Origin of the sequence: Peterkaempfera podocarpi (genome assembly GCF_042466665.1) — a bacterium.
Taxonomy (GTDB): Bacteria; Actinomycetota; Actinomycetes; order Streptomycetales; family Streptomycetaceae; genus Peterkaempfera; species Peterkaempfera podocarpi.
Genome location: NZ_CP162102.1, coordinates 2700071 through 2725784 on the forward strand (window position 1 = coordinate 2700071; position 25714 = coordinate 2725784).

The window sequence follows — 25714 nt, forward strand, 5'->3', positions numbered from 1 at the left end:
CCCCCCGGTGACAGCGGACCGGACACCGCCGGTCCTGGCCGGCTCAGGCCTTGCGGCCCGGGCAGCCGAAGACCGGCGGCGTGCCGGCGGTCGAGGGCTCGGGCACCGGCCCGTGCGGACGCGGGGAGCAGACCGCGGGAGCGGGAGCGGAGGCGGGACCTGGGGAACGGGGAGGCCGCGGGGGCGGGGAGCGGACGCGGTCAGGCCCCGGCGATCAGCCTGCCGTCCCGCACGGTGACCGGGACGGCCGCCAGGGCCGTCGGCGCGGGCCCGTCCGCCACCGAGCCGTCGGCGATCCGGAAGCGGCTGCCGTGGCACGGGCACTCGATCAGATCGCCGACGACCCCGTCGACGACGCAGCCGGCATGGGTGCAGACCGCGCTGAACGCCTTGAACTCACCCTTGGCAGGCTGGGTGACCACGATCCGGTCATCGCGGTGAACGGTTCCGCCACCCACCGGGACGTCGGCGGCGGGGCCCAGGTCCACCGGCCCGCTGGGAGCGGTCCTGGCCGAACCGCCGGAGCCGCAGCCGGCCAGGCCGAGGGCCCCGGCTCCGACCGCGCCCGCGGCGGCCGCGCCGCGCAGCACGGTGCGGCGGGACGGGCCGTCCGCGGTGGTGGGGGTCCGGCTTTCGGGGTGGTGCATGGGTGGTGCTCCGTCGGTGCCGGCCGGCCGCAGCCGACCTGGTGCGGGGGCGGCCGCTGGGGCCGCCTGGTCGTCCCGGCCGACTCTATCCCCGGGGTGGTGCGGCGGCGGACGCGGTGTGCACGGGTGCGGCAACGGCCGGTACGGGAGCGGCGCGCAGCAGGTCCAGCGCCAGGGGCAGGCCGAGGACCACCGGGACCCAGAGCAGCGCCCAGAGCCGGTCCTGCTGGCCCGCCAGCGGGTGGGCGGCTGCGGTGGCCAGGCCCAGCACCGCCGCGGCGACCGCCAGGACGCCCAGTGCCCGGCTGCGGCGCAGCAGCGCCCAGCAGGCGACACAGAGCAGGACCAGCAGCAGCGGGTGGGCCGCCTGGTCGCGGAGCCACTGCGCCCAGTAGTGGCGGTCGAGTCGGAGCAGCCGCTGCCACGGGTCGGCGACCGGTGCCCGGTGGAAGCTGTGGGTGAAGGTGTCCTGAAGGGTCTCGGCCGCGTCAGGCAGCCGCAGCACCGCGGCGGCGACTGCGATCAGTGCCGCTGCGGCGGCGGAGAGCAACGCCAGTGGCACCACTCCCGCCCGGACCGGGCGGGCTGCACGGGCCGGGCGGACTGGGCGGGCTGCACGGGCCGGGCGGACTGGGCGGACCGCGGGGACCGGGCGGACTGGGCATCCGGGAGATCCGGAGTGCCGGGGATGTCCGGCCCGGTCGCATGCCAGGCAGGCTGCCGCCAGTACGAGGACGCAGGCGAGCATCATCGCGGCCGAGTACTTCACCAGAGCCGTGGCGGTGAGCGCTGCGGTCAGCAGGCCCGCCCCGGCCAGGCGATGGCCGTGCAGCAGCCGCCAGGCGCCGAGCAGGGCTGCCAGGACCCCGGCGGAGACCGCGCCCTCGGCGAGCGGCTGGGTGGACCACCAGCCCAGACGCGAGCAGAGGAAGAGAAGCTGCCCGGCCACCGCTGCTGCGGCTGACCCGCCGGCCTGCCGGAGCAGCGCGACCACCAGCAGCGATGCGCCGGCGGTCAGCAGGACACCGGTCAGCCACATGCCGCGGGTGACGCCGAACGCGGCCACCGCCGGGGAGATCAGCAACGGATAGCCGGGGCGGGAGTCGAAGATCCGCTCATAGCGTGGGTCGGTGGGGGCGAGCCCGTCCGGGTTGGCCGCCACGCAGGACCTCGGATCGCGGGCCCGCCGGGAGGACGGCTTGCTGAACAACGGGTCCGGTCCGTGCGTCAGTTGCTGCTGCACCGCATGGGAGGCGCAGTACGCCCGGACGGCCTGGTGCCGGGCCTGGGCCGGGGAGGAGCCCAGGATCTCCAGGCTCTGGCGGGCATAGCGGTACGAGTCGTTGGTGAGGGTCCAGTCGGAGTGGGCGACGACCTGGAGGGCGGCGAAGACCAGGACGACCAGCAGCGGAAGTGCGGCCACCGTACGGCCGCTGCGGGCCGCCGGTGCGGGCCGCGCGGTGGCCGGCGCGGCCTCCTCCAGCGGATCACGGGCCTCGGCTGTGGCGCTGGAAGCGGACATGTCGCCCATGGTGGGCGGAGCCCCGGTACGTCCCGCCGCCCGGCGCTCCGCCGGGCAGCGAGAACCACACGGTCGGCGGGTCCGGCATCACCCAGCGCCGCTGGAAACCGCATCTCCGCTGCACCGCAACGGCATTGACGAAGTGTCGGCGAAGCCGGGGTGGTCCGGTCATGTGCGAGGACACGAGCGGACCACCCCTCCGAGAAACCGGCCGTCGACTGCCGAACGTCTGCGGCCGGCTGCCGACGGTCTGCTGCCGGCTGCCGGCCTGCCGGACCGCTCCTAGCCGGCCTTGCGGCGGGACCGCCCCTTGGCAGGCGGCGCCGCCACCGCGTCGCTCACCCGGTCGCCCAGGATGTCGCGGAGGAACTTGCCGGTGTGGCTCTCCCCCACCGCCGCGATCTCCTCCGGGGTGCCCTCGGCCACCACGCCGCCACCGCCGTGGCCGCCCTCGGGTCCCATGTCCACGACCCAGTCGGCGGTCTTGATCACATCGAGGTTGTGCTCGATGACGATGACCGTGTTGCCCTTCTCCACCAGGCCGGAGAGCACCGTGATCAGCTTGCTGATGTCCTCGAAGTGCAGACCGGTGGTCGGCTCGTCCAGGACGTAGACGGTGCGCCCGGTGGAACGCTTCTGAAGCTCGGAGGAGAGCTTGACCCGCTGCGCCTCACCACCGGAGAGGGTCGGCGCGGACTGGCCGAGCCGGACATAGCCCAGGCCGACCTCGTTGAGGGTGCGCAGATGGCGGGCGATGGCCGGCACCGCCTCGAAGAACCCCAGCGCCTCCTCGATCGGCATGTCCAGCACCTCGGCGATGGACTTGCCCTTGTAGTGGACGTCCAGCGTCTCCCGGTTGTAGCGGGCGCCGTGGCAGACCTCGCAGGGGACATAGACGTCCGGCAGGAAGTTCATCTCGATCTTGATGGTGCCGTCGCCGGAGCAGTTCTCGCAGCGGCCGCCCTTGACGTTGAAGGAGAACCGGCCGGGCAGATAGCCGCGGACCTTGGCCTCCGTGGTCTCCGCGAAGAGGCGGCGGATGTGGTCGAAGACCCCGGTGTAGGTCGCCGGGTTGGACCTGGGGGTGCGGCCGATCGGCGACTGGTCGACATGGACCACCTTGTCCACCAGGTCGGTCCCGGTGATCCGGGTGTGCCGGCCGGGGACGCTGCGGGCGCCGTTGAGCTCCCGGGCCAGGTGGGTGTAGAGGATGTCGTTGACCAGCGTGGACTTGCCGGAGCCGGAGACTCCGGTGACCGCGGTCAGGGTCCCCAGCGGGAAGCCGACGGTGACGTCCTTGAGGTTGTGCTCACGGGCGCCGTGCACCACCAGCTGCCGCTTGCGGTCGCGCGGCCGCCGCACGTCCGGGGTGGGGATGGACCGCTTGCCCGAGAGGTACTGCCCGGTCATCGACTCGTCATTGGCCAGCATCTCGGCCAGCGGCCCGGAGTGGACCACCTTGCCGCCGTGCTCACCGGCGCCGGGGCCGATGTCCACCACCCAGTCCGAGGTGCGGATGGTGTCCTCGTCGTGCTCCACCACGATCAGGGTGTTGCCCAGGTCGCGCAGTCGCACCAGGGTCTCGATCAGCCGGTGGTTGTCGCGCTGGTGCAGACCGATCGACGGCTCGTCCAGCACATAGAGCACCCCCACCAGACCTGATCCGATCTGGGTGGCCAGCCGGATGCGCTGCGCCTCGCCACCGGAGAGGGTGCCGGCGGCGCGGTTCAGCGAGAGGTAGTCCAGTCCGACGTCGACCAGGAACTTCAGCCGCTCGTTGACCTCCTTGAGCACCCGCTCGGCGATGACCTTCTCCCGGCGGCTGAGGGCGAGCCCGGAGAGGAACTCGGCACAGTCGCTGATCGACATCGCGGCGATGTCGGCGATCGAGCGGTCCTGGATGGTGACGGCCAGGACCACCGGCTTCAGCCGGGTGCCCTGGCAGCCGGGACAGGGCACCTCGCGCATATAGCCCTCGAAGCGCTCCCGGCTGCTGTCGCTCTCCGCCTCGGAGTGGCGCCGCTGCACAAAGGGCACCGCGCCCTCGAAGGAGGTGGTGTAGGAGCGCTCGCGGCCGTAGCGGTTGCGGTAGCGCACCTCGATCTGGGTCTTGTGGCCGTACAGCAGCGCCTTGCGGGCCCGGACGGGGAGCCCCGCGAAGGGGATGTCGGTACGGAAGCCCAGCTCGGTGGAGAGCGCCCCGACCAGCCGCTGGAAGTACTCCTTGGTGTGGCCCAGCGACCACGGGTGGATGGCGCCCTCGTCCAGGGACTTCTCCTCGTCGGGGACGACCAGCTCCGGGTCGACCTCCATCCGGGTGCCGATACCGGTGCAGTCCGGGCAGGCGCCGAAGGGCGAGTTGAAGGAGAAGGAGCGGGGCTCCATCTCCTCGAACGAGACGTCGTCGTACGGGCAGTAGAGATGCTCGGAGAACATCCGCTCGCGCTGCGGGTCGTCCTCGGGGAGATCGACGAAGTCCAGCACCACCATGCCGCCGGAGAGGCCCAGCGCGGTCTCCACCGAGTCGGTGAGCCGGCGCTTGGCGGACTCCTTCACCGTGAGGCGGTCGACGACCACCTCGATGGTGTGCTTCTCCTGCTTCTTCAGCGTCGGCGGCTCGGTGAGCTGCACCGTGGCGCCGTCCACCCGCGCACGGGCGTAGCCCTTGGCCTGGAGGTCGGCGAAGAGGTCGACGTACTCGCCCTTGCGACCGCGCACCAGCGGGCTGAGCACCTGGAAGCGGGTCCCCTCCGCCAGCTCCAGCACCCGGTCGACGATGGCCTGCGGGGTCTGCCGGGCGATCGGGCGGCCGCAGTGCGGGCAGTGCGGCTTGCCGATGCGCGCGAAGAGCAGCCGCAGATAGTCGTAGACCTCGGTGATGGTGCCGACGGTCGAACGGGGGTTGCGCGAGGTCGACTTCTGGTCGATGGAGACGGCCGGGGAGAGACCCTCGATGAAGTCCACATCCGGCTTGTCCATCTGACCGAGGAACTGCCGTGCGTAGGAGGAGAGCGACTCCACGTAACGGCGTTGGCCCTCGGCGAAGATGGTGTCGAAGGCCAGCGAGGACTTGCCGGAACCGGACAACCCCGTGAAGACGATGAGCGAATCGCGGGGCAGGTCGAGCGAGACGTTCTTCAGGTTGTGCTCGCGAGCACCGCGGACGATGAGGCGGTCTGCCACGCTTGTGCGCCTTTCTCCGGGGAGGGGGCTGGGAGGCTGGTCCGAATCTGAGGGCTCCCCGCGCCGCGGTACCGGGCGGGGCCGGACGGGGCTTTCCGGCTCCGCCCGGCGTCAGTCCCGCATGCGGGCGGACGCCGCACCGCTGAAGCGGCGGCGCCATCGCCCTACGGGGATCGTAACCAGACGGCTGGGGCGTTTCTTCCAACTTGGGAAGACCAGGGTATAGCGCACGCGTTCGAATATCGAGTCTGTCCAGTGGAGAGCACCCGAACGAGTGACGACCCGTGTCGCACCAGGCTCCGACCCGCGGCACAAAACCCCTGCTGGAGCCTGCGAACGCGGGTAGCGTCCGATGTGCGGCCCGCCCCGACCAACGAGCGGGGCGGGTCCGGGAAACGCCACCGAGCCGCTGGAGGTCCCATCCGATGAGCGACGCGACCCAGACGCCGTCCGCCGCCGCAACGGCCCCCGCCACAGTCCGCAAGGACCTCGCCGAGGTCGCCGAGGCCGCCGAGCGCCTGCTGCACACGGTCACGGAGCTGGAGCCCGGGCAGCTCAGCGAAGCCTCCGCGCTCTCCGGCTGGAGCCGCGGCCATGTGCTGGCCCACATCGCCCGCAACGCCGACTCGCTGGTCAACCTCCTCACCGGCGCCGCCAGTGGGCAGCACATCCCGCAGTACGCCGACCCGGAAGCCCGGGACCGGGGCATCGAGGAGGGCGCCGGGCGGCCGCTCGACGAGCAGCTCGCCGACCTCCGCGGCTCCGAGGAGCGCTTCGAGGCGGCAGCCGCGGCCCTGACCGGCGACGCCTGGGCGTTCGCGGTCCGGCACCGCCGGGGGTACACCTTCCCCGCGGCCGACATCCCCTGGAAGCGGCTGATGGAGCTGGAGTACCACCACGTCGACCTGGACGCCGGCTACACGCCCGCGCACTGGCCCGCGGTCTTCACCGAGCGCGAGCTGCGGCGGCTCACCGGGCTGTTCCAGGGGGCGCCGGACGTACCGGGAGTACTGCTGCTCACCGAGGCCGGCGGAGCCGGGCTGCGCATCGGGGACCAGGCCGACCCGCCGGAGCTGACCGTGGAGGGACCGGTGCGCGGCCTGGTCGCCTGGCTGTCCGGCCGCTCCGACGGGGACGGCCTGCAGGTCCACCGCGGCGACGTCCGGGTCACCGACCCGCGCAGCGCCCTCCCTCAGCTGCCCCCCGTGGGATGACGCCCCGCGGGGAGTGCGTGATCATGGCTCAGTGCCCAGTCCGTACGAGATGAGGAGCCCGGATCCATGTCCTACCACGGAGCGGTGAAGGTCGGCGGGCCGCCTGACGTGCGGGAACTCGCCCATCTGATGATCACCAAGGTGGCGGTCGGACCGATGGACAACAACGCCTATCTGCTGCGCTGCCGAGCCACCGACGAGCAGCTGCTGATCGATGCGGCAGCCGATGCGCCGACCCTGCTGGAGACCGTCGGTGAACGGCTGGCCACCGTGGTCACCACCCACCGCCACGGCGACCACTGGGCCGCCCTGGCCGAGGTGGTCGCCGCCACGGGCGCCCGGACGGCCGCCGGGCGCCATGACGCCGAGGGCATCCCGGTGCCCACCGACCTGATGCTGGACGACGGCGACACCCTGCGGGTGGGCGAGGTGGAGCTGACGGTCCGCCACCTGGTCGGCCACACGCCCGGCGCCGTGGTGCTGGTCTACGACGACCCGCAGGGACATGCGCATGTCTTCACCGGCGACTGCCTGTTCCCGGGCGGCCCCGGGCGGACGACCCGCCCGCAGGACTTCACGTCGCTGATGGACGGGCTGGAGGCCAAGGTCTTCCCGCTGCCGGACGAGACCTGGATCTACCCGGGGCACGGGAACGACACCACCCTGGGTACGGAGCGTCCGCACCTCGGGGAGTGGCGGGCACGGGGCTGGTGAACGCGCAGCGGGGCCGCCGCACCGGCGGCCCCGCACGGCGCATGCCCGAAGCGCACCGCGACCGGGCTGCGCGCAGCCGCCGACGGCCCGAGCGGCTCACGCAGACGGGCTGTCGGGCCGCGCCCCCTCGGCAGCGGACGTCTGCTGCGGGTCCGGCCCGGCAGGGAACAGGATCGGGCTGAGCAGATGCCGCCTGCGTTCCGGTGAGGGCTCAAGGTCCATCCGGGACGCGATCACAGCGCGCAGCTCGCCGATCATCCCGGTGAGCTCCTCCCGGCTGAGCCAGAGCGCATGCTGCCGGAAGCCCACCAGATCGGCGACAGGGTCGGCGCCGTCCCGGTCGAGATAGGCGCCGAACTCGGCCAGCAGGGTCGCCACGGCCACGGCGAAGCCACGGCGGTAGTCCTCCGACGACATCGAGCCGGCGGTCCCGGCGCCGATCACCGCCCGGCCCCGGTCCAGCCGGTACCGGCGCTCGACAGAGCCGCGCACCCGCTGCTCGCCCTCCACCACCAGCAGGCCACCTTCGGCGAGCAGCCCCACATGCCGGTAGACGGTCGCCTTGGAGACATCGGGCAGCAGGCCGCAGAGCTCGGTGGTGGTGTGCGTCCGCCCGTCGGACATGGCATGCACGACGCGCATCCGCACCGGATGAAGGAGCAGGTCGACCGTGTCCATGGACAGATGTTCTCACCTTCGATACTTTTCTCAAACTTGAGAACGATGGAGGAGACAGGCCATGCCGCACCCAGCGCCACCGACCCGGTCCAGCACCGCCCTGCCCGCGCCGCCGCTGGGCCGGCGGTACGACGTCGGGGGCCGACGGCTGGCGCTGCACCGCTCCGGCAGCGGCGGACCGGCCGTGGTGTTCCTGCCGGGGGCCGGACAGATCGGCCTGGACTACCTCAACACCCATGACCGGACGGCCGAGCTGACCACCAGCGTGCTCTACGACCGTGCCGGCACCGGCTGGAGCGACCGGGTGGAGCTGCCCCGCTCCGCCGCCGAGGTCAGCCGCGAACTCCACGACCTGCTGCGCACCGCCGACGTACCCGGCCCCCGTCTGCTGGTGGGCCACTCCCTGGGCGGGGCGTATGCGCGCCTCCATGCCCACCGCTACCCGGAGGAGGTGTCCGGCCTGCTGCTGCTCGACCCCTTCCATGAGGACCTCCACGCCCTGGCACCGCAGGAGGCCCGGGACAAGGTCCGGCAGCTGCACGGCATGGAGCTGCCGGAACCCACGCAGGAGCAGCTCCAGCAGTCCCGCAGCCAGATCACACCCTTCTTCGCCAGATGGCCGGAGCCCGTCCGCGGGCCACTCGTCGACTACCACCTCGCCGCCTGGCGAACCGGCCTCCAGGAGGACCGGAACCTCTACGACCAGGTCTCCGACGAGTTGCGGCAGGCATCGGACCTCCCGGACGTGCCGGTGATCGTGCTCACCGTCCGGGGCCACGACGAGACCCAGGCCCGGCTGTGGCCCGAGGAGACGCTGCGGGGGATCAACGATGCCAAGACGGCCCTGCATGCACGGCTGGCGGCCGCGGTCCCGCACGGCGAGCACCGGATCCTCGATGACGCCGGGCATGGCTGGCTCCACGAGGAGCGCCAGGACGCCGTGCTCCAGGCGATCGGCGATCTGCTCCACAGGGCTGTGGGACGCAGCTGAGAGTGCCGGATGCGGCAGCGCCCGATGCGGGCAGGCGGGATACGGGCAGGCGGGATACGGGCAGGCGGGATACGGGCAGGCGGGATGCGGGCGAGCCGCATGCGAAAGGGCCGGCCGCATCCCGGGATGCGGCCGGCCCTCTGCCTCAGGCCTGCTGCCCGCTTCTCAGCGGGCCGGCCGGGACCGACGGGTCAACCCGTCAGTGGCGTCCCTCGTGCCGGACGTCGCGGTGACCGCCGCGGGGCCCCCACGACGCCTGGTCGACAACGTGCCCGCGGGCGTCACGCAGGGTGGCGGTGTCGGAGCGGTCCCACAGGGACCGGCCGCTGCGGTCCTGGTAGACGTCACGGCCGGTGTTGCGGCCGCGACCGGTGTGCACCCGCACCGACTGGTGGCCGAACAGCCGCAGGCTGCCGATCCGGAAGGAGTGCCGGTCCCGGTCCGACAGGGTCCAGCCGCGCAGCTCCAGCGTGCGACCGGTGGTGTTGGTGAGGGTGATCCACTCGTTCCTCGCGTCGACGGCACGGTGGACCGTGCCCAGCTCGACGATCGCGCGGTGGTGCTCGACCCGGTGGCGGTTGCCCGCGGCCTGCGCGGTGCCGGTGCCGAGAACGGCCACCGCAGCGGTGGCGGCCATGAGCAGGGAGGCAATACGACGTGCGTACATGTATGTCCTCTTGGTTCAGTGCGCGGCCTGGTTTGCGGCTGCGCCAATGCGAGGACCGTACGAGCACGCACCGCCGCCGGTGGGCAGCATGGCCGCGGCTTAGCTCAAAGAGGTGATCAAGGCGCGAGGGCGCGCCTCGCCGCACCGGCGTGCGCCGGTGCGGCGAGGCGTTCCACTGACGGATGTCAGACGTCGACGCGGTCGGGGTGCCGGGCGTCCCCGGACTGCTCCGTCCCGGTGCGCCGAGAGGCGATCAGGCTGGTCACCGTGGTGACCACAAGGACGGCGCAGATGACACCCAGCGAGAACGGGATACCGATCTCGGGCACATGCACCCCGGACTCGTGCAGGGCGTGCAGCACCAGCTTCACGCCGATGAAGCCCAGGATGATCGACAGACCGTAGGACAGGTGGACCAGCTTCTTCAGCAGGCCGCCGATCAGGAAGTACAGCTGCCGCAGGCCCATGAGGGCGAAGGCGTTGGCGGTGAAGACGATGTACGGGTCCTGGGTGAGGCCGAAGATGGCGGGGATGGAGTCCAGGGCGAAGAGCACATCGGTGGTGCCGATCGCGACCATGACGACCAGCATCGGGGTGATCAGCCGTCGGCCGTTCTCCCGGACGGTCAGCCTGGTGCCGTGGTACCGGCCGGCGGCGGGAAAGCGGCGCTGGACGGCCGCAAGCATCCGGTTGCCCTCGAACTCGGTCTCCTTCTCCCCGGACCGGGCATCCTGGATGAGCTTCCAGGCCGTCCACACCAGGAACGCGCCGAAGAAGTAGAAGACCCAGGAGAAGGTGCCGACCACTGCGGCGCCCGCGGCGATGAAGCCGGCCCGGAGCACCAGGGCAATCAGGACGCCCACCATCAGCACCCGCTGCTGGAAGACCCTGGGCACGGCGAACTTCGCCATGATCAGGATGAAGACGAAGAGATTGTCGACGCTGAGCGACTTCTCGGTGATGTACCCGGCGAAGAACTCTCCTGCGGGCCGGGACCCCCAGCGCCACCACAGCAGCGCCCCGAAGGCGGCCGCCAGGGCGACCCAGACGGCCGTCCAGACACCGGCCTCGCGCAGCGAGACCTCATGGGGTTTGCGGCCGCCGACCAGGAAGTCGACGGCGATCAGGGCGCACAGCGCCACGATGGTGGTGGCCCATACGGCCAGGGAGACGTCCACTGCACCTCCGGCAGATTCGGCGGACATTCGTCGGCTGCCGGAGGTCTCTTCCGCCCGCTGCTGCGGGCCGGCGCTCCCGGGTCGGTCCGGCACTGCCGGACGGGACCGTGATGACGAGGGCGCTGCGGGGGAGTACTCCCCTCCGATGCAAAGAACTCTACCAGTAAGGCCAAGAGAAGGTAAAGAGAAGCCTTGTAAAGGTAAAGAGCGATGGATTGGTCGCGCGACAGGCCGGGGCCGTCCTCAGCCGCCCCACGCCGTCAGCCGCCCCACGCCGTCAGCCCAGGCGTCGCAGCAGGTCGACCAGGACAGTGCTGCCGGGCTCCGGGACCGGAGGCATGTAGGTCCACAGATGCTCCACCCAGGGATCCGCGAGATAGGCCTGCGGCACGGGGGCGAGCCGGGTCAGCAACCGCCAGAAGGTGTCGAGCATCCGCCCGTGCTCCCGGGCGTCCTCGCGGTCCGCCACCAGCAGCAGATGCACTCCGACAGCCGGGCCGTCCTCGGCGAGACAGCGGAGCAGCCCCAGCGCACGGTCGTCGAAGCCGTACGGGAAGTCCTGCACCAGCAGCAGCCGGTCCGCGGGATCCAGCCGCGGCGGCAGTGCATCCGCAGCACCTCCGCGCAGCGCCATCTGCATCAGGTCGACCCGCTCCACCAGCGACTCCAGCAGCGCGGTCACCGACGCCCGGCCGACAGCCGGCGGGCCGGCAAGCAGGCCCGCACGGGCGAAGGCGGCCAGGGCGGTGCCGGACGACCCTCCGCCGTCCACGGCGTGCAACCGCAGAGCGCCGGGCCGATGGCAGGCCAGCAGCCGGACGGCGACGGCGAACGCCACCGTGGATGCCGCCGCCCGCAGCGCATCTCGGGCCGCCGGCCCCTCCTCCGCGCCCACCGGGCCGTAGTCCGGCGAGAGGCCGGAGTCCACCCAGAGGCCGCGTGCCAGCGGCAGCCTCTGCAGCATGGGAATGCGCAGCTGCGGATGCTCGGGCAGGTGCAGCTCGCCGAGCCGCACCGCGTGGGGTGCCTCCGGTGCGGGTCGCCAGTCGGCCCAGGCCGCGCTCTCCCAGCGGGCCATCGGCGCCGGCATCGCCTCCTCCACCACCAGGGCCTCGGCCAGCAGTTGGCCTCCGTCGCGCTCCAGCACCTCGCGGGCGCGCCGTTCCAGGTCGTCACGGCGGGTGCGGATCTCGCTGCGGGCGGCCTCCGCCGCCGGCCCGAACCGCGCGGCCGGATCTGCCAGCAGTGCCTCCAGCTCGGCCTCCTGCCGGCTGTCGGCGAACTCCACTGCGGAGCGGTAGGCGGAGGTCGAGCGTGCGGCGTCCTCGAAGATGCCCCAGACCTGGTTGTAGAGCCGCTCGTCGAGCGTCCTGCCGGGGGCGTCTCCGGCCACCGGGGCGGGCGGACCCACCGGGGCCGGCCGCGCCGCGGAGGGCGCCGCACCGGGGGTGACCGGAGCCGCAGTGGTCAGGCCGGAGGCGGCCGGGGTCGAAGCAGTGGGGGCAGCGGCCGATGGAGTGGGGGCAGCCGCCGAAGCAGTCAGGCCCCGGGCGGCAGGGGCAGCGGCGGCCGCCGGTCCCCCGGCCGGAGCCCAGATGGCGGTTGCCAGGACGGAGGCGTCCGGCACCCCGTGGTCGTGCAGCAGGGCCCGGACGCCGTCGGCATAGCCCTGACCGACCGCACGCAGCTTCCAGGCGCCCGCCCGCAGATAGAGCTCCAGGGCCACCACCGCGGTCTCCACGGTGAGCCCGTTGAGGGTGAAGGTCGCTATGGAGGTGCCGTCCGGGGCGAGCACCGCGGTGTGCGGCGCCGCGACGGAGCCGAAGGCTCCTGCCCCCGGCGGCAGTACCAGGGCGAGGTAGACCCGCTCGACACCGCTCGGCAGCGCCGCCAGATCGAGCGGCAGCCGGTGGCCGGACGCCGGCCTGCCGGGGGCGGGCACACCCGGCAGCCCGAGGGCACCGTGGTGGACGACCCGGTCGGGGGTCAGGACACGGCCACCACCATCGGCCAGCAGCAGGGCGGCGGCCAGCGGTCCCCCGGCCGAGATCTGGATCTCCATCCGGGTGTGGGGCAGTGTGTGGTTCTGTCCCCGGACCAGCTCCGCGGTCATCGAGCGCCCCCTCCCCCGCGGTCCGCCTACAGGAACGGGGCGATGGCGGGAAGCATGTCCTGGAAGGTGCGGGCCTGCGCCGGGGCTCCGATCGCGGCCATCTGCCAGCCGCCGGAGCCGTCGCGGTACACCTTGGCCATGATCTGCCCGGTGTGGGCCCCGCCGCCGGTGAGCTCGTAGCGGGCCAGCTCCTGGCCGTTGGCCTCGTCGACCAGACGGCAGTGGGCGTTCTCCACCTGCTGGAAGGTCTGCCCGGTGTAGGAGGAGACGGTGAAGACGATCTGGGTGATGTGCACCGGGACCCGGGGCAGGTCCACCAGGATCGACTCGTCGTCACCACCCGCGCCCACACCGCCGACCAGGTTGTCGCCGGTGTGGCGGATCGAGCCGTCGTTGCTCACCAGGTGCTGGAAGAAGACCACGTCCACCGGGGTCTTGTCGGCGTAGAGCACCGCGGAGGCGTCGAGGTCGATCTCACGGGTGCGAGTGCCGAAGAGGCCGCGCCGAGGGGCCGCCTTCCACCCCAGGCCCATCCGGACCACCGACAGCGACTCACCGCTGGACTTCTGCAGGCTGACGCTCTGGCCCTTCGCCAGGTTCACCGACACGGTGCCGTCCTCTCTTCCGGATAGCCCCGATGCCTTCCCGGCCGAGGCCCCCCACTGCGGAGTTACGACGCGGCGCCGCGGGTGCGGGAGCGCGCCCCGGGGGCCGTTCCGCCCCCGTGTCCCCCATACCCTATGGCCAACCACGACTGCCGCCACGCCGGGTCGGTCCCTTTGTGGCGCTGCTGAGACATTGCCCGGGCCATTGCGTGGGACACTGCCCGGTCCCGCCCCCGGCCGGCCCCCGCAGGGTGGCCGGCCGGGGAGCGGCAGTTCAGACCATGCCTGCTTCACGCATCTGGCGCAGCTCCTTTTTGAGCTCACCGACCTCGTCCCGCAGTCGTGCGGCAACCTCGAACTGGAGCTCCGCGGCGGCGGTGTGCATCTGGTCGGTCAGGCTCTGGATGAGCTCGGCCAGTTCGGCGGCGGGCAGGGTCTTGGCATCGCGGCCGTCCGTGCCGTTCCTGCCGAGCGCCGGGACCGGCGCCTTGGCCCTGCCGGCCCCGCGGTACCCGGTGGAGAGCAGCTCGCTGGTGTCGACGTCCTCCCGGGCGATGGTGTCCAGGATGTCGCCGATCTTCTTCCGCAGCGGCTGCGGGTCGATGCCGTGCTCCCGGTTGTACGCCACCTGCCTCTCGCGCCGCCGGTTGGTCTCGTCGATGGCCTTCTCCATCGCCGGGGTGATCCGGTCCGCGTACATGTGCACCTGGCCGGAGACGTTTCGCGCGGCACGGCCGATGGTCTGGATCAGCGAGGTGCCGGAGCGCAGGAACCCCTCCTTGTCGGCGTCCAGGATGGCGACCAGCGACACCTCGGGCAGGTCCAGGCCCTCGCGCAGCAGGTTGATGCCGACCAGGACGTCGTACTCGCCGGCCCGCAGCTCGCGCAGCAGCTCCACCCGGCGCAGGGTGTCGATGTCGCTGTGCAGGTACCGCACCCGGATGCCGAGCTCCAGCATGTAGTCGGTGAGGTCCTCGGCCATCTTCTTGGTGAGGGTGGTGATCAGGACGCGCTCGTCCTTCTCCGCACGGGTGCGCACCTCGTGCACCAGGTCGTCGATCTGGCCCTGGGTGGGCTTGACGATCACCTCGGGGTCGATCAGGCCGGTGGGGCGGATGATCTGCTCCACCTGGCCGTCGCCGCGGGAGAGCTCATAGGGGCCCGGGGTCGCGGAGAGATAGACGGTCTGGTCGACCCGGCCGAGGAACTCCTCCCACTTCAGCGGGCGGTTGTCCATCGCCGAGGGCAGCCTGAAGCCGTGCTCCACCAGGGTGCGCTTGCGGGAGGCGTCGCCCTCGTACATCGCGCCGATCTGCGGGACGGTGACATGCGACTCGTCGATGACCAGGAGGAAGTCCTCCGGGAAGTAGTCGAGCAGGGTGTTGGGCGCGGTGCCGGGCGAGCGGCCGTCGATGAACCGGGAGTAGTTCTCGATGCCGGAGCAGGTGCCGATCTGCCGCATCATCTCGATGTCGTACGTGGTGCGCATCCGCAGCCGCTGGGCCTCCAGCAGCTTGCCCTGCTTCTCCATCCTGGCGAGGGTCTCCTCCAGCTCCTGCTCGATCTCTCCGATCGCCCGCTCCATGCGTTCGGGGCCGGCCACATAGTGCGAGGCCGGGAAGATGTAGAGCTCCTGGTCCTCCGAGACGATCTCGCCGGTGAGCGGGTGCAGGGTGTACAGCGACTCGATCTCGTCGCCGAACATCTCGATCCGGACGGCCAGTTCCTCGTACACCGGGAAGATCTCCACGGTGTCGCCCCGCACCCGGAAGGTGCCCCGGGTGAAGGCCACGTCGTTGCGGGTGTACTGGATGTCCACGAAGCGCCGGAGCAGGGTGTCGCGGTCGATCTCCTCACCGACCTTGAGCGGGACCATGCGGTCCACGTACTCCTGCGGTGTGCCCAGGCCGTAGATGCAGGAGACCGAGGCGACCACCACCACGTCGCGGCGGGTCAGCAGGGAGTTGGTCGCGGAGTGGCGCAGCCGCTCCACCTCCTCGTTGATCGAGGAGTCCTTCTCGATGTAGGTGTCCGTCTGAGGGACGTAGGCCTCGGGCTGGTAGTAGTCGTAGTACGAGACGAAGTACTCGACGGCGTTGTTGGGCAGCAGCTCGCGGAACTCGTTCGCCAGCTGGGCCGCGAGGGTCTTGTTGGGCGCCATCACCAGCGTCGGGCGCTGGAGGCGCTCGATCATCCAGGCCGTGGTGGCGGACTTGCCGGTTCCGGTCGCGCCGAGCAGTACCACGTCCTTCTCGCCCGCACGGATGCGGCGCTCCAGCTCGGCGATGGCCGCCGGCTGGTCGCCGTTGGGCTGGTAGGGGCTGACGACCTCGAAGGGCGCCACGGACCGCTTGATGTCGGTGATGGGTCGCACGAGTCCCACCGTACGACCCGGCACTGACAATGCGGGTGGGCTTCGCCCCTAAGAGGCCACCCGGGAGCTGTCCCGGGCGAGCGAGACCAGCCGGGAGACGGCCCTGAGGTACTTCTTGCGGTACCCGCCCCGCAGCATCTCCTCGCTGAAGATCGCGTCGAACGGGGTCCCGGAGGCGACCACCGGGAGCTCGCGGTCGTACATCCGGTCCGCGAGGACCACCAGCCGCAGTGCGGTGGTCTGGTCGGGCACCGGGTGCACCCCGCGCAGGCAGACCGCAGCCACCCCGTCGAGCAGCGCTCCGTAGCGGCTGGGGTGGACGGCGGCCAGGTGGGCCAGCAGATCGCCGAAGTCGTCCAGGGCGGCGCCCGGGGTACGGGCCGCGGCCTCGGTGACGGCGGTGTCGGAGTACGGCGGCGGGGCGTCGGGCAGTCCGCGGTGGCGGTAGTCCTCCCCGTCGATCCGCACCGGACGGAAGTGCGCGGCCAGCCCCTGTATCTCCCGCAGGAAGTCGGCGGCCGCGAAACGGCCCTCGCCGAGCTTGTCGGGCAGCGTGTTGGAGGTGGCGGCCAGCCTGACGCCGTTCTCCACCAGCCGGCCGAGCAGGGTGGAGACGAGCACGGTGTCGCCGGGGTCGTCCAGCTCGAACTCGTCGATGCACAGCAGCCGGTGGCCGGACAGCGCCTGCACGGCCTGCTGGAAGCCCAGTGCGCCGACCAGGTTGGTCAGCTCCACGAAGGTGCCGAAGGCCTTGGGTCCGGGGGCGGCGTGCCAGAGCGAGGCCAGCAGATGGGTCTTGCCGACGCCGTAGCCGCCGTCCAGGTAGACCCCGGCCGGGCCGGCCGGCGTCTGCCCGGCCCTGCGGAACCAGCGGCGGCGCCCGCCGTCGGCCGGGCCGTTGAGGGTGCCGGCGAACTCCTCCAGCACCCGCACGGCCTCGGCCTGGCTGGGCTGCCCCGGATCGGGCAGATAGGAGGCGAAGCTCACACCGCCGAACCGGGGCGGTGGGACCATCTCGGCCACCAGTCGGTCGGCGGGCACGACGGGATGCCGCTCGGAGAGGCTGACGGCACGGGTGTTCGGAACAGCTGGCACGGTCATACAGCCTACGGCGCGTGGAAGACTGCCCGACATGCGCCGTCTTCTTCCCGCCTGTCCCACCGACCTCGGCCGTCCCACCGACCTCGGCCGTCCCACCGACCTCGGCCGTCCCGCGGACCCCGCCGGTGCCGACACCTCCTGGGACCCGGACACCCTGGAGGGCCTGGCCGCCGTCTACGCCTACCCCGGGCCGACCGGCCCCGGACGCCCCTGGCTGCGGGCCAACATGGTCTCGGCGCTGGACGGCGCGGCCCGCCTGGACGGGTTCTCCGAGGGACTGTCCGGCGCGGCGGACAAGCGCATCTTCGGGGTGCTGCGGGCGCTGGCGGACGTGGTGCTGGTGGGTGCCGAGACGGTGCGCAGCGAGGGCTACCGCCCGGCCCGGGCCCGGGAGGCGTTCGCCGAGGCCAGGGCGGCACTCGGGCAGGCGCCGGCCCCGGCGATCGCGGTGGTCACCCGGAGCCTGGACCTCGACCTGTCCGCCCCGCTCTTCACCGAGCCGCTGCTGCCCACGGTGGTGATCACCGCGGAGAGCGCACCCGCCGCGGCCCGGCGGGCCGCGGCGGCCGTCACCGATCTGGTGGTGGCCGGCGACGAGCAGGTGGACCCGGCGGCGGCCGTCCGGGCGCTGACCGAACGCGGCTGGACCCGGCTGCTCACCGAGGGCGGCCCCAGGCTGCTGGGGCAGCTGGCGGCGGCGGGGCTGCTGGACGAGCTCTGTCTCTCGCTGGCACCGCTGGTCACCGTCGGAGAGGCCCCGCGGATCATGCACGGCCCGGTGGCGGCCGAGATCCAGCGGATGGAGCTGCGTTCCCTACTGGAGGAGGACGGCTTCCTCTTCGCCCGCTACACGCGCCCCAGCTGAACGCCCCGCTGCCCCCGACCGCCCGGCCCGCTGCGGCGGCCCGTCGAACGGCCGGCTGCGGCCGGCCCCGGTCGGACACCCCTGCGAGCGCCCCCGAGGGCGCTCCGTACGGGTGACCGGCCCGCGCGCCCCGTGCGCCGGGCGGAAGGGCCCCGCACCTCGCACCGGACCGCCGACGGCCCCGGCCACGCCCGGGCGCAGCCGCCGCTTTCCCGCGTGCACCGCGCCGCGGAGGGGCACTATGGGGAGCAGGCAGGGACCCGGGGGCCTGGAGCAGAGGGGACTCACGTGTTCACCACCGTACTGATGATCGAGAAGGCGCTCTCGGACGCCGACATCGAGCTGGTCACCAACCTCCACGGCGAGGAGCAGGTCTCCTTTGTCGTCCTGATGCAGCCCCGCGGCCGCCAGGACGAGCTGCTCCGCGCCCTGGACGACGTCGCCCTCGGCCGCCTGGAGGAGGCGGTGCACGAGCGGGAGGAGGACAGTGCGGCGACCCCCGCGGACCAGGCCCTGGAGCACACCGTGGAGAAACTGCGTGCCTCCGGTTCGGATGCGGTGGGGCATGTGGTGGCGGACAACCCGCTGGGGATCCTGCGCACGGTGGTGGAGGACACCAAGGCCGACGAGGTCATCGTGCTCACCTCACCGCACTTCGTGGAGGAGTTCTTCCACCGCGACTGGGCCTCCCGCGCCCGGCACAAGGTGGGGGTGCCGGTGCTGAAGCTCTTCGCGCACGACGTCTGACCGCTCGCAGTGGTGCAGAATCGTCCTTGCGCTGGCGGCCGCCCCCGGGCCGTGCACCGCAGGACAGAACCGCCCACCACCCCCGGAGAACCCCCGTGAGCGACGCCCCGAGCGACCTGCACGCCCCGCACTTCATCGGTATCGGCGGCGCGGGAATGTCCGGCCTGGCGAAGATCCTGGCCCTGCGCGGCGCGGAGGTGTCGGGCAGCGACGCCAAGGAGTCGGCCACCGTCACGGCGTTGCGGGCGGCCGGGGCCCGGGTGTCCGTCGGGCACGCAGCGGAGCATGTGCCGCCGGCGGCGAGCTGCATCGTGGTCTCCAGTGCCATCCGGCAGGACAACCCGGAGCTGGCCGAGGCCCGCCGGCGGGGTCTGCCGGTGATCCACCGCGCGGATGCGCTGGCCGCGCTGATGACGGGCCGCCGGGCGATCGCGGTGGCCGGCACCCATGGCAAGACCACCACCACCAGCATGCTCGCCGTCGCCCTCAGCGGGCTGGGCCTGGACCCCTCGTACGCCATCGGCGGCGACCTCGACGAGCCCGGCAGCAACGCCCACCACGGCACCGGGGAGATCTTCGTCGCCGAGGCGGACGAGAGCGACCGGTCCTTCCACAAGTACGCGCCCGAGGTGGCGATCGTGCTCAACGTGGAGCTGGACCACCACGCCAACTACGCCTCCATCGAGGAGATCCACGAGTCCTTCGAGGCCTTTGTGGACCGCATCACCCCGGGCGGCACCCTGGTGGTCTCCGCGGACCACCCCGGAGCCCGCGAGCTGACCGCCCGGGTCGCCGGCCGCCCCGGGCTGCGGGTGGTCACCGTCGGGGAGTCCGCCGACGCCACGCTGCGCGTCCTGTCGGTGACGGCACGCGGCATGTCCAGCGAGGTCGTCGTGGAGCTGGACGGCGCCCCGCTGGCCTTCACCGTCTCGGTCCCGGGCCGCCACTACGCGCACAACGCGGTCGCCGCGCTGGCCGCCGGCACCGCGCTGGGGGTGAACGCCCGAGAGCTGGCCGCCGCGCTGGGCAAGTACACGGGTGTGCGCCGCAGGCTGCAGCTCAAGGGGGCCGCCCGCGGCGTCCAGGTGATCGACTCCTATGCCCACCACCCCACCGAGATCGCCGCCGACCTGGAGGCCATCCGGGAGAACGCCGCCGGCGGCCGGGTGCTGGTGGTCTTCCAGCCGCACCTGTTCAGCCGCACCCAGCAGCTCGGCACCGAGATGGGGCAGGCGCTGTCCCTCGCCGACGCCGCGCTGGTGCTGGACATCTATCCGGCCCGTGAGGACCCCATCCCCGGTGTGACCAGCGAGGTCATCATCGAGGCCGCGCACCGGCACGGCCTGGCGGCGACCGCGGTGCACTCCATGGCCGAGGTTCCGGAGGCGGTCGCCGCACTGGCCCGCGAGGGCGACCTGGTGCTCACCATGGGCGCAGGGGACGTCACCGCGCTCGGCCCGGAAATCCTGACCCGCCTCGGCGGTGTTGAGGCTGGTGCCTGACGCTCGGTGCCAGGCCTATCGGAAGGGAGCCCGACGTGACACAGGAGACCGGTGAGTACCGGGTCCGCAAGAGCGACGCGGAGTGGCGGGAGCAGCTGACGCCGCAGGAGTACCACGTCCTCCGCGAAGCGGGCACGGAGCGTCCGCACACCGGTGAGTACACCGACACCAAGACGGTCGGCGTCTACTCGTGCCGTGCGTGCGGGGCCGAGCTGTTCACCTCCGACACCAAGTTCGACAGCCACTGCGGCTGGCCGAGCTTCTACTCGCCGCTGGCCGAGGACCGGGTGGAGTACATCGAGGACACCGCCTTCGGGATGCGCCGGGTGGAGGTCCGCTGCGGCAGCTGCGGCTCCCATCTGGGGCATGTCTTCGAGGGCGAGGGCTATGCCACCCCGACCGACCAGCGGTACTGCATCAACAGCATCTCGCTGCGGCTGCGGCCCCAGGAGGGCTGATCACAGCGCGCGGGTGTAGCGCCACTCGGCGACATAGGGCTGGTAGCCCAGCCACGCGTTGACTGCCAGCATCGGGGCGTTGCCGGCGTCATTGCCGGTCAGCGCCTCGGTGCAGCCCTCGGCACGGGCGCGGTGCAGTGAGTCGGCCTTGACCAGCCGGGCCAGCCCCCGGCCGCGGTGGGCCCGCAGCGTGCCGGTCATGCCCGAGAGATAGCGGCCGCGACGGTCGGTGTGGGCGGCGGTGAAGGCGGCGACCTCCCCGTCCACCAGGGCGACCGTGCTGAGGTGCCGGTCCAGCGTCGGGTGCCGCCAGGTGGTGGCGATCCAGTCGTCGTAGGAGATCGCGCCGACGGCCACATCACCGGGCTCGTCCCGGCTGGTGGCCACGTCCGCCGTGTAGAGCGGGCCCGGGTCGTCCGCGAAGTCCGCGGCGGTGCAGAGCGTCACCTCCACGGGGACCGCCGGGACGGGCGGCGGCGGCGTGGCCAGGTCCAGCCGCAGGGCGCGGACGCGGCTGCCCCGCCGGTAGCCGCGCCGCTCGGCGAAGCCCGGCGAGACGCCGTCGTCCATGGTCCAGCTGTACACCCGGTGGGCGCCCACGCTGCGCAGCTGCCGCTCGGCGGCGGCCAGCAGGGCCGCGCCCACGCCCTGGCCGCGGTGGTCCGCGTGCACCGCGAGGTTGCAGTACCCCTGGCCGGGCTCGGCGGCGTCCGGGACCAGGCCGGTGTGGGCCACCCCGGCGACCGCGCCGCCCACCTCGGCGACCCACAGCCGGTAGCGCTGCTCGGCCGGGGCCGCGCCCACCTGCCAGGCCACCGTCTCCGGTGTGGTCACCAGATGCGGATAGGCCGAGCGGACGGCCGCGTCGGCCCCGGCCGCGTCGGACGGACGGAAGTCCCGAACGATGGGTGTCATGGCTCGGCACCGTACGCCGACCGCCCCCGCGGCCGCATCACCAATAACGGCGCGGAACCGAAGCTCAAATCCAGCTCTGAGAATCGCCGTCGCCGGTTCGCAGCCGTTCCCCCGGGATACATCATCGGCACCGGGCCGGGCACGGGGGTCTCGACCCGGTACCGCCCCGAGGGGCGGTACGGACCTGCCGCGCTGCGGCGGGCGGGCATCGACGCCGGGCCCGCCGCGGCGCGCACCACGAAGGGGGCGCCCATGGAACGCAGCAGTGCACTCCCCGGGCTGGGAGTCGGCATCGGCTGGCGGGCGGAGATCGACACGGTGGTGGAGCAACTGCCGGACGTCGAATGGGTCGAAGTGGTCGCGGAGAACATCTGCCCCGGCCATCTGCCGGAGTCGCTGCGCATCCTGCGCGAGCGCGGCACCACCGTCGTTCCGCACGGTGTCTCGCTGGGCCTGGGCGGCGCCGATCTGCCCGACCCCGGCCGGCTGTCCGCGCTGGCGGCCGCCGCACAGGCGCTGGACGCCCCGCTGGTGACGGAGCATCTGGCCTTCGTCAGGGCGGGCGGCGGGCACACCGGGCAGCCCCGGCTCGAGGCCGGCCATCTGTTGCCGGTGCCGCGCACCAGGGACGCCCTCGCGGTGATCGCCGAGAATGTACGGATCGCCCAGCAGGAGCTGCCGGTGCCGCTGGCACTGGAGAACGTCGCGGCCCATCTCGCCTGGCCCGACGACGAGTTGTCCGAGGGCCGGTTCCTGGCGGAACTGGTGGAGCGGACCGGGGTGCGGCTGCTCATCGACGTGGCCAATCTGCACACCAACCGGGTCAATCTGGGAGTGGATCCGGCGGCCGAGCTTGCCGCGCTGCCGCTGGAGGCCGTCGCCTATGTGCATGTGGGCGGCGGGGTGATGATCGACGGGGTGTGGCACGACACCCATGCCCACCCGGTGACCGAGCCGGTGCTGGAGGTGCTGGCCCAACTCTGTTCGCGCACCCGGCCACCGGGCGTCCTGCTGGAGCGGGACGACCGCTTCCCGCCGCCCGCCGAGCTGGCGGCGGAGCTCGGGGCGATCCGCGAGGTGCTGCGCGGCGGGGTGGTGGCGGCCCATGTCTGAGGAGTTCGAGTACCTGGTGACGGCGGATGCCGGGGAGCCCGGCACGGTGCTGGCCAGGGCCCGGCTGGCGCACCGTCAGGCGGAGTTGCTGTCCGCGCTGGTGGCGGGCGGGCCGACGCCGCCCGGCTTCGACCCGGAGCAGCTGCGGATCCAGGCCTCCGGGCTGGTCGCCAAGCGCCGGGACACGGTGGCCAGGGTGGCACCCGAGCTGCCGCCGCTGCTGGGCGGCCGCTTCGCCGCGGACTTCAGCCGCTATGCGGCGGGTGTCCCGATGACCGGCGGCTACCGGACGGACGCACTGGCCTTCGCCCGCTGGGTGCTGGACCACGGCGCCGACCTGACGAGGCATCAGCACAGCGGGCTGATGCGCTGGTACGCCGACCGGGCCGGTCCGACGGCCCCGCGCCGGCGGACCCTGGTGCGCCTGCGCGCACCGCTGGGAGTCATCGGCCGCCAGGGCAGGCGGCCCGGAGGGGGGCACTGATGTGGCGACCCGAGTTCACCATCGCCTGCACACTGATGCTGGCGGCCTCGCTCAACCTCGGCTGGGCCGGCACCCGGATGCGCCGGGTGCCCGACCCGCAGGGCCTTCCCGGCCGGGGCCTGCCGCTGCTGGACGCGGCCTTCCTGGCCGGAGGACCGCGCCGGGCGGTGGAGGTCGCGCTGGTGCGGATGCACCAGCAGGGCCGGGTGACGATCTCCCGTGCGGGGCTGGTCACCGTGACCGACCCGCAGCCCTGGGACGAGGTGGAGGCCGCCCTGGTCGACGCCGCCGGACCGCAGCGCCAGCGCGACCTGCCCCGGCTGCGGCTGGAGGCGATGCGCAGCCCGGCGGTCCAGGCGATCGGCGAGCGGCTGGCCGACCGCGGCCTGATGCGCCGTCCGGCCGCGCACCGGCGGGCACGGACCGCCCGGCGGCTGCTGGTCCTGGCCATGGTGCTGACGCTGGCGCTGGGGGCGATGGCCACCGTCGGCTGGACGAACGAGCACTTCGGCAGCGCCGGTGACGGCGAACCCGGCTTCCCGCCGTTCTTCGCCTTCGTCGGGCTGTTCGGCTACGGGGTGCTGGTCCTGGCGGTCGCCGGGGTCGGGCGCAGCCGGGTCAGCCCGGCGGGGCGCCGCCAGCTCCAGCTGATGCACACGGGTGGGCGGCCCTGGCGGCCGCACGATGCGGCGGCGGCGCCGGACCCGGTACTGCTGGGGGCGCTCGCGCTGGGCGGCACCGCGCTGCTCGCCGACGCGGCGCTGCGTACGGCGCTCTCGGTGGTGCCGCCGGCCGCCGCGAGCGGGGCCGGCGCGTCGGACTGGCCGACGGGGGCGGGGATGCCGGGCTCCTGGTGCGGGACGGCCTCGTCCTGTGGATCCACCTCGTCCCCGCACTCCCCGTCGGGCTGCGGGGCGTCGTCCGGCTGCGGTGCCGCCTCGGGCTGCGGGTCGTCGTCCAGCTGCGGCTCGTCCTCCGGTTGCGGCTCGTCCTCCGGTTGCGGCTCGTCATCGGGCTGCGGGTCCTCGTCGAGCTGCGGCTCGTCGTCCAGCTGCGGCAGCAGCACCTGACGGGTCACAGTTCGGTATCACGCGCCGGATCGCCGTTCGTCCGGCGGTCCGGCGGATTACAACAAGCGCATGTGGTTGCTGTTGCTGCTGGCCGCCTGCACGGTCACCGTCCTGTCGTGCGTGCACCTGGTCGGCGTCGTGGCCGCCGCCGACCTCTCCGCCGAGGACGACACCCGGCCGCCGGACGGCTCCGTGCGGATCGGCCTCTATGAGACCGCCTATCTGGCCGGCGGCCCGGAGCGGGTGGTCGACCTGGCCATGGTGCTGATGGCCGCGCAGCGGCGGCTGCATCCTGCCCACACCGGCTGGACGACGGTGGTGGACCCGCAGGGGCGGGACGGGATGGAGCGCGATCTGATCACCGCGGTCGGCCCCGACGGCCAGTGCCGCACCGGCGATCTGCGTCAGGCACTGGTCGAGAGCCCGGCCGTACGGGAGATCGGCGCCCGGCTGGCGCTGGCCGGCCTGGCGACCCCGGCCGCGGTGCGGGAGAGGGCGGTCGACGCGGTCTCACGGGTGCGGCGGTCGCTGCTGCTGACCGTCGTGCTGCTGGGTGCCTGTCTGGGCCTCGGTGAGGGCGGCGGGGGCCAGCTGCCCGCGGTGCTCTCCTGGTTCTCGCTGCCGCTGATCCTGGGCAGCGGCACCCTGCTGATGTCCAGGGTGGACGTCCGCCCGTACACCCGCTGGGCGACCCCGGCCGGGCGTGAGGTGCTGCGCGAGGTACGCATCCCCGGGCCGGGCGACGAGCGGCAGCTGCTGACCGCCGTGGCGGTCAGCGGTCCTTCGGCCGTACCCGACCCGCTGCTGCGGGCCGCGCTGCGGGCCCCGCGCCGCTGAACCGGCGGCGGGACCCGCAGCCCCCGGTCAGACCAGGCCGGCCAGCAGTTCGGCGACGGGCTTGCGGCGGCCGGTGTAGAACGGCACCTCCTCGCGGACGTGCAGCCGGGCACGCGAGCCGCGCAGATGACGCATCAGGTCCACGATCCGGTGCAGCTCGTCGGCCTCGAAGGCGAGCACCCACTCGTAGTCGCCCAGGGCGAAGGACGCCACCGTGTTGGCCCGCACATCCGGGAAGCCGCGCGCCATCATGCCGTGCTCGGCGAGCATCTGGCGGCGCTCCTCGTCCGGGATGAGGTACCAGTCGTAGGAGCGGACGAACGGGTAGACGCAGACATAGCCGCGCGGCTCCTCGTCGGCGAGGAAGGCCGGGATGTGCGACTTGTTGAACTCGGCGGGCCGGTGCAGCGCCATGTTGGACCAGACCGGCTCCAGGTGGCGGCCCAGCCGGGTGCGGCGGAAGCGGTTGTAGGCGTCCTGCAGCGCATCGGAGGTCTCGGCGTGCCACCAGACCATCAGATCGGCGTCGGCGCGCAGCCCGGAGACGTCATAGGTGCCGCGCACCACGACGTCCTTGTCGCGCAGCTGCGCGATGAGCTCCTCGACCTCGCCGGCCATCTCCGACCGGTCGTCCGGCAGTGCGTCCTTGAGCCGGAAGACCGACCACATGGTGTAGCGGACGACCTGGTTGAGGTCGCGGGCCTTCTTCTTCTCGGGCTGGGTGCTCTCGGTCATG

The 25714-nt window shown here is 72.8% G+C and carries 21 protein-coding genes and 1 pseudogene; 10 read left to right on the forward strand and 12 right to left on the reverse strand.

Annotated elements, in window-relative coordinates; translation table 11 throughout:
- Window positions 1-200: 200 nt before the first annotated feature.
- The 3 genes from AB0761_RS11805 to uvrA form a co-directional block, all read right to left on the reverse strand.
- Window positions 201-647: a Rieske (2Fe-2S) protein gene (locus AB0761_RS11805; protein ID WP_377268932.1), complete on the reverse strand. Its 447-nt coding sequence runs from the start codon at window positions 645-647 to the stop codon at window positions 201-203.
- Window positions 648-732: 85 nt separating this feature from the next.
- Complete coding sequence (locus AB0761_RS11810; RefSeq protein WP_377268933.1) at window positions 733-2169, reverse strand: hypothetical protein; 1437 nt, start codon at window positions 2167-2169, stop codon at window positions 733-735.
- A 282-nt stretch (window positions 2170-2451) separates the two neighbouring features.
- Entirely contained in the window at window positions 2452-5352 is a 2901-nt protein-coding gene (uvrA, locus tag AB0761_RS11815; RefSeq protein WP_377268934.1) for an excinuclease ABC subunit UvrA, read from the reverse strand.
- 425 nt (window positions 5353-5777) lie between these two features.
- Here uvrA and AB0761_RS11820 point away from each other — a divergent pair, with 425 nt between their 5' ends.
- Together AB0761_RS11820 and AB0761_RS11825 are read left to right on the forward strand one after the other, a co-directional pair.
- On the forward strand, window positions 5778-6566 hold the full coding sequence (locus AB0761_RS11820) for a maleylpyruvate isomerase family mycothiol-dependent enzyme (protein ID WP_377268935.1): 789 nt from the start codon (window positions 5778-5780) through the stop codon (window positions 6564-6566).
- A gap of 66 nt (window positions 6567-6632) precedes the next feature.
- Entirely contained in the window at window positions 6633-7280 is a 648-nt protein-coding gene (locus AB0761_RS11825) for an MBL fold metallo-hydrolase (protein ID WP_377268936.1), read from the forward strand.
- Between the two features lie 96 nt (window positions 7281-7376).
- Here AB0761_RS11825 and AB0761_RS11830 read toward each other — a convergent pair whose 3' ends face one another.
- A complete protein-coding gene (locus tag AB0761_RS11830; RefSeq protein WP_377268937.1) occupies window positions 7377-7958 on the reverse strand; it encodes a helix-turn-helix domain-containing protein in 582 nt (193 codons plus the stop codon).
- 61 nt (window positions 7959-8019) lie between these two features.
- Here AB0761_RS11830 and AB0761_RS11835 point away from each other — a divergent pair, with 61 nt between their 5' ends.
- Entirely contained in the window at window positions 8020-8949 is a 930-nt protein-coding gene (locus AB0761_RS11835) for an alpha/beta fold hydrolase (protein WP_377268938.1), read from the forward strand.
- Between the two features lie 199 nt (window positions 8950-9148).
- On the opposite strand, the gene AB0761_RS11840 is transcribed toward AB0761_RS11835, so the two are convergent.
- The 6 genes from AB0761_RS11840 to zapE form a co-directional block, all read right to left on the reverse strand.
- Window positions 9149-9616 (reverse strand): lamin tail domain-containing protein, encoded by a 468-nt coding sequence (locus tag AB0761_RS11840; protein WP_377268939.1) that lies wholly within the window; start codon window positions 9614-9616, stop codon window positions 9149-9151.
- A gap of 185 nt (window positions 9617-9801) precedes the next feature.
- Entirely contained in the window at window positions 9802-10794 is a 993-nt protein-coding gene (locus AB0761_RS11845; RefSeq protein WP_377268940.1) for a TerC family protein, read from the reverse strand.
- Window positions 10795-11071: 277 nt separating this feature from the next.
- Window positions 11072-12907, reverse strand: a complete 1836-nt coding sequence (locus AB0761_RS11850; protein ID WP_377268941.1) for a TerD family protein — start codon at window positions 12905-12907, stop codon at window positions 11072-11074.
- 26 nt (window positions 12908-12933) lie between these two features.
- Window positions 12934-13515: a TerD family protein gene (locus AB0761_RS11855; protein ID WP_377268942.1), complete on the reverse strand. Its 582-nt coding sequence runs from the start codon at window positions 13513-13515 to the stop codon at window positions 12934-12936.
- 271 nt (window positions 13516-13786) lie between these two features.
- Window positions 13787-15886 (reverse strand): excinuclease ABC subunit UvrB, encoded by a 2100-nt coding sequence (gene uvrB / locus AB0761_RS11860; protein ID WP_377268943.1) that lies wholly within the window; start codon window positions 15884-15886, stop codon window positions 13787-13789.
- 48 nt (window positions 15887-15934) lie between these two features.
- Window positions 15935-16987 carry a cell division protein ZapE gene (zapE, locus tag AB0761_RS11865; protein WP_377268944.1) on the reverse strand — a complete coding sequence of 351 codons (1053 nt, stop codon included), beginning with the start codon at window positions 16985-16987 and terminating at the stop codon, window positions 15935-15937.
- Between the two features lie 31 nt (window positions 16988-17018).
- Between zapE and AB0761_RS11870 the strand changes: the two genes are divergently transcribed.
- The 4 genes from AB0761_RS11870 (at window position 17019) to msrB (ending at window position 20559) form a co-directional block, all read left to right on the forward strand.
- Window positions 17019-17852: a pyrimidine reductase family protein gene (locus AB0761_RS11870; protein ID WP_377268945.1), complete on the forward strand. Its 834-nt coding sequence runs from the start codon at window positions 17019-17021 to the stop codon at window positions 17850-17852.
- Between the two features lie 288 nt (window positions 17853-18140).
- Window positions 18141-18599: an indole-3-glycerol phosphate synthase gene (locus AB0761_RS11875; protein WP_377268946.1), complete on the forward strand. Its 459-nt coding sequence runs from the start codon at window positions 18141-18143 to the stop codon at window positions 18597-18599.
- 95 nt (window positions 18600-18694) lie between these two features.
- A complete protein-coding gene (gene murC / locus AB0761_RS11880; protein WP_377268947.1) occupies window positions 18695-20101 on the forward strand; it encodes a UDP-N-acetylmuramate--L-alanine ligase in 1407 nt (468 codons plus the stop codon).
- Window positions 20102-20136: 35 nt separating this feature from the next.
- On the forward strand, window positions 20137-20559 hold the full coding sequence (gene msrB, locus AB0761_RS11885) for a peptide-methionine (R)-S-oxide reductase MsrB (protein ID WP_377268948.1): 423 nt from the start codon (window positions 20137-20139) through the stop codon (window positions 20557-20559).
- On the opposite strand, the gene AB0761_RS11890 is transcribed toward msrB, so the two are convergent.
- Window positions 20560-21474, reverse strand: coding sequence for a GNAT family N-acetyltransferase (locus AB0761_RS11890; protein ID WP_377268949.1), 915 nt, complete (start codon window positions 21472-21474; stop codon window positions 20560-20562). It abuts the gene before it with no gap.
- A 252-nt stretch (window positions 21475-21726) separates the two neighbouring features.
- Between AB0761_RS11890 and AB0761_RS11895 the strand changes: the two are divergent.
- From AB0761_RS11895 to AB0761_RS11905, 3 genes and pseudogenes are all read left to right on the forward strand, one after another.
- Window positions 21727-23071 (forward strand): annotated as a pseudogene (locus tag AB0761_RS11895) (DUF692 domain-containing protein).
- Window positions 23071-24141 carry a TIGR04222 domain-containing membrane protein gene (locus AB0761_RS11900; RefSeq protein WP_377268950.1) on the forward strand — a complete coding sequence of 357 codons (1071 nt, stop codon included), beginning with the start codon at window positions 23071-23073 and terminating at the stop codon, window positions 24139-24141. Before AB0761_RS11895 ends, AB0761_RS11900 begins: the two are co-directional and overlap by 1 nt.
- A 69-nt stretch (window positions 24142-24210) precedes the next feature.
- A complete protein-coding gene (locus AB0761_RS11905; RefSeq protein WP_377268951.1) occupies window positions 24211-24978 on the forward strand; it encodes a TIGR04222 domain-containing membrane protein in 768 nt (255 codons plus the stop codon).
- Window positions 24979-25005: 27 nt separating this feature from the next.
- Here AB0761_RS11905 and hemQ read toward each other — a convergent pair whose 3' ends face one another.
- Complete coding sequence (gene hemQ / locus AB0761_RS11910; protein ID WP_377268952.1) at window positions 25006-25713, reverse strand: hydrogen peroxide-dependent heme synthase; 708 nt, start codon at window positions 25711-25713, stop codon at window positions 25006-25008.
- Window position 25714 lies beyond the last annotated feature (1 nt).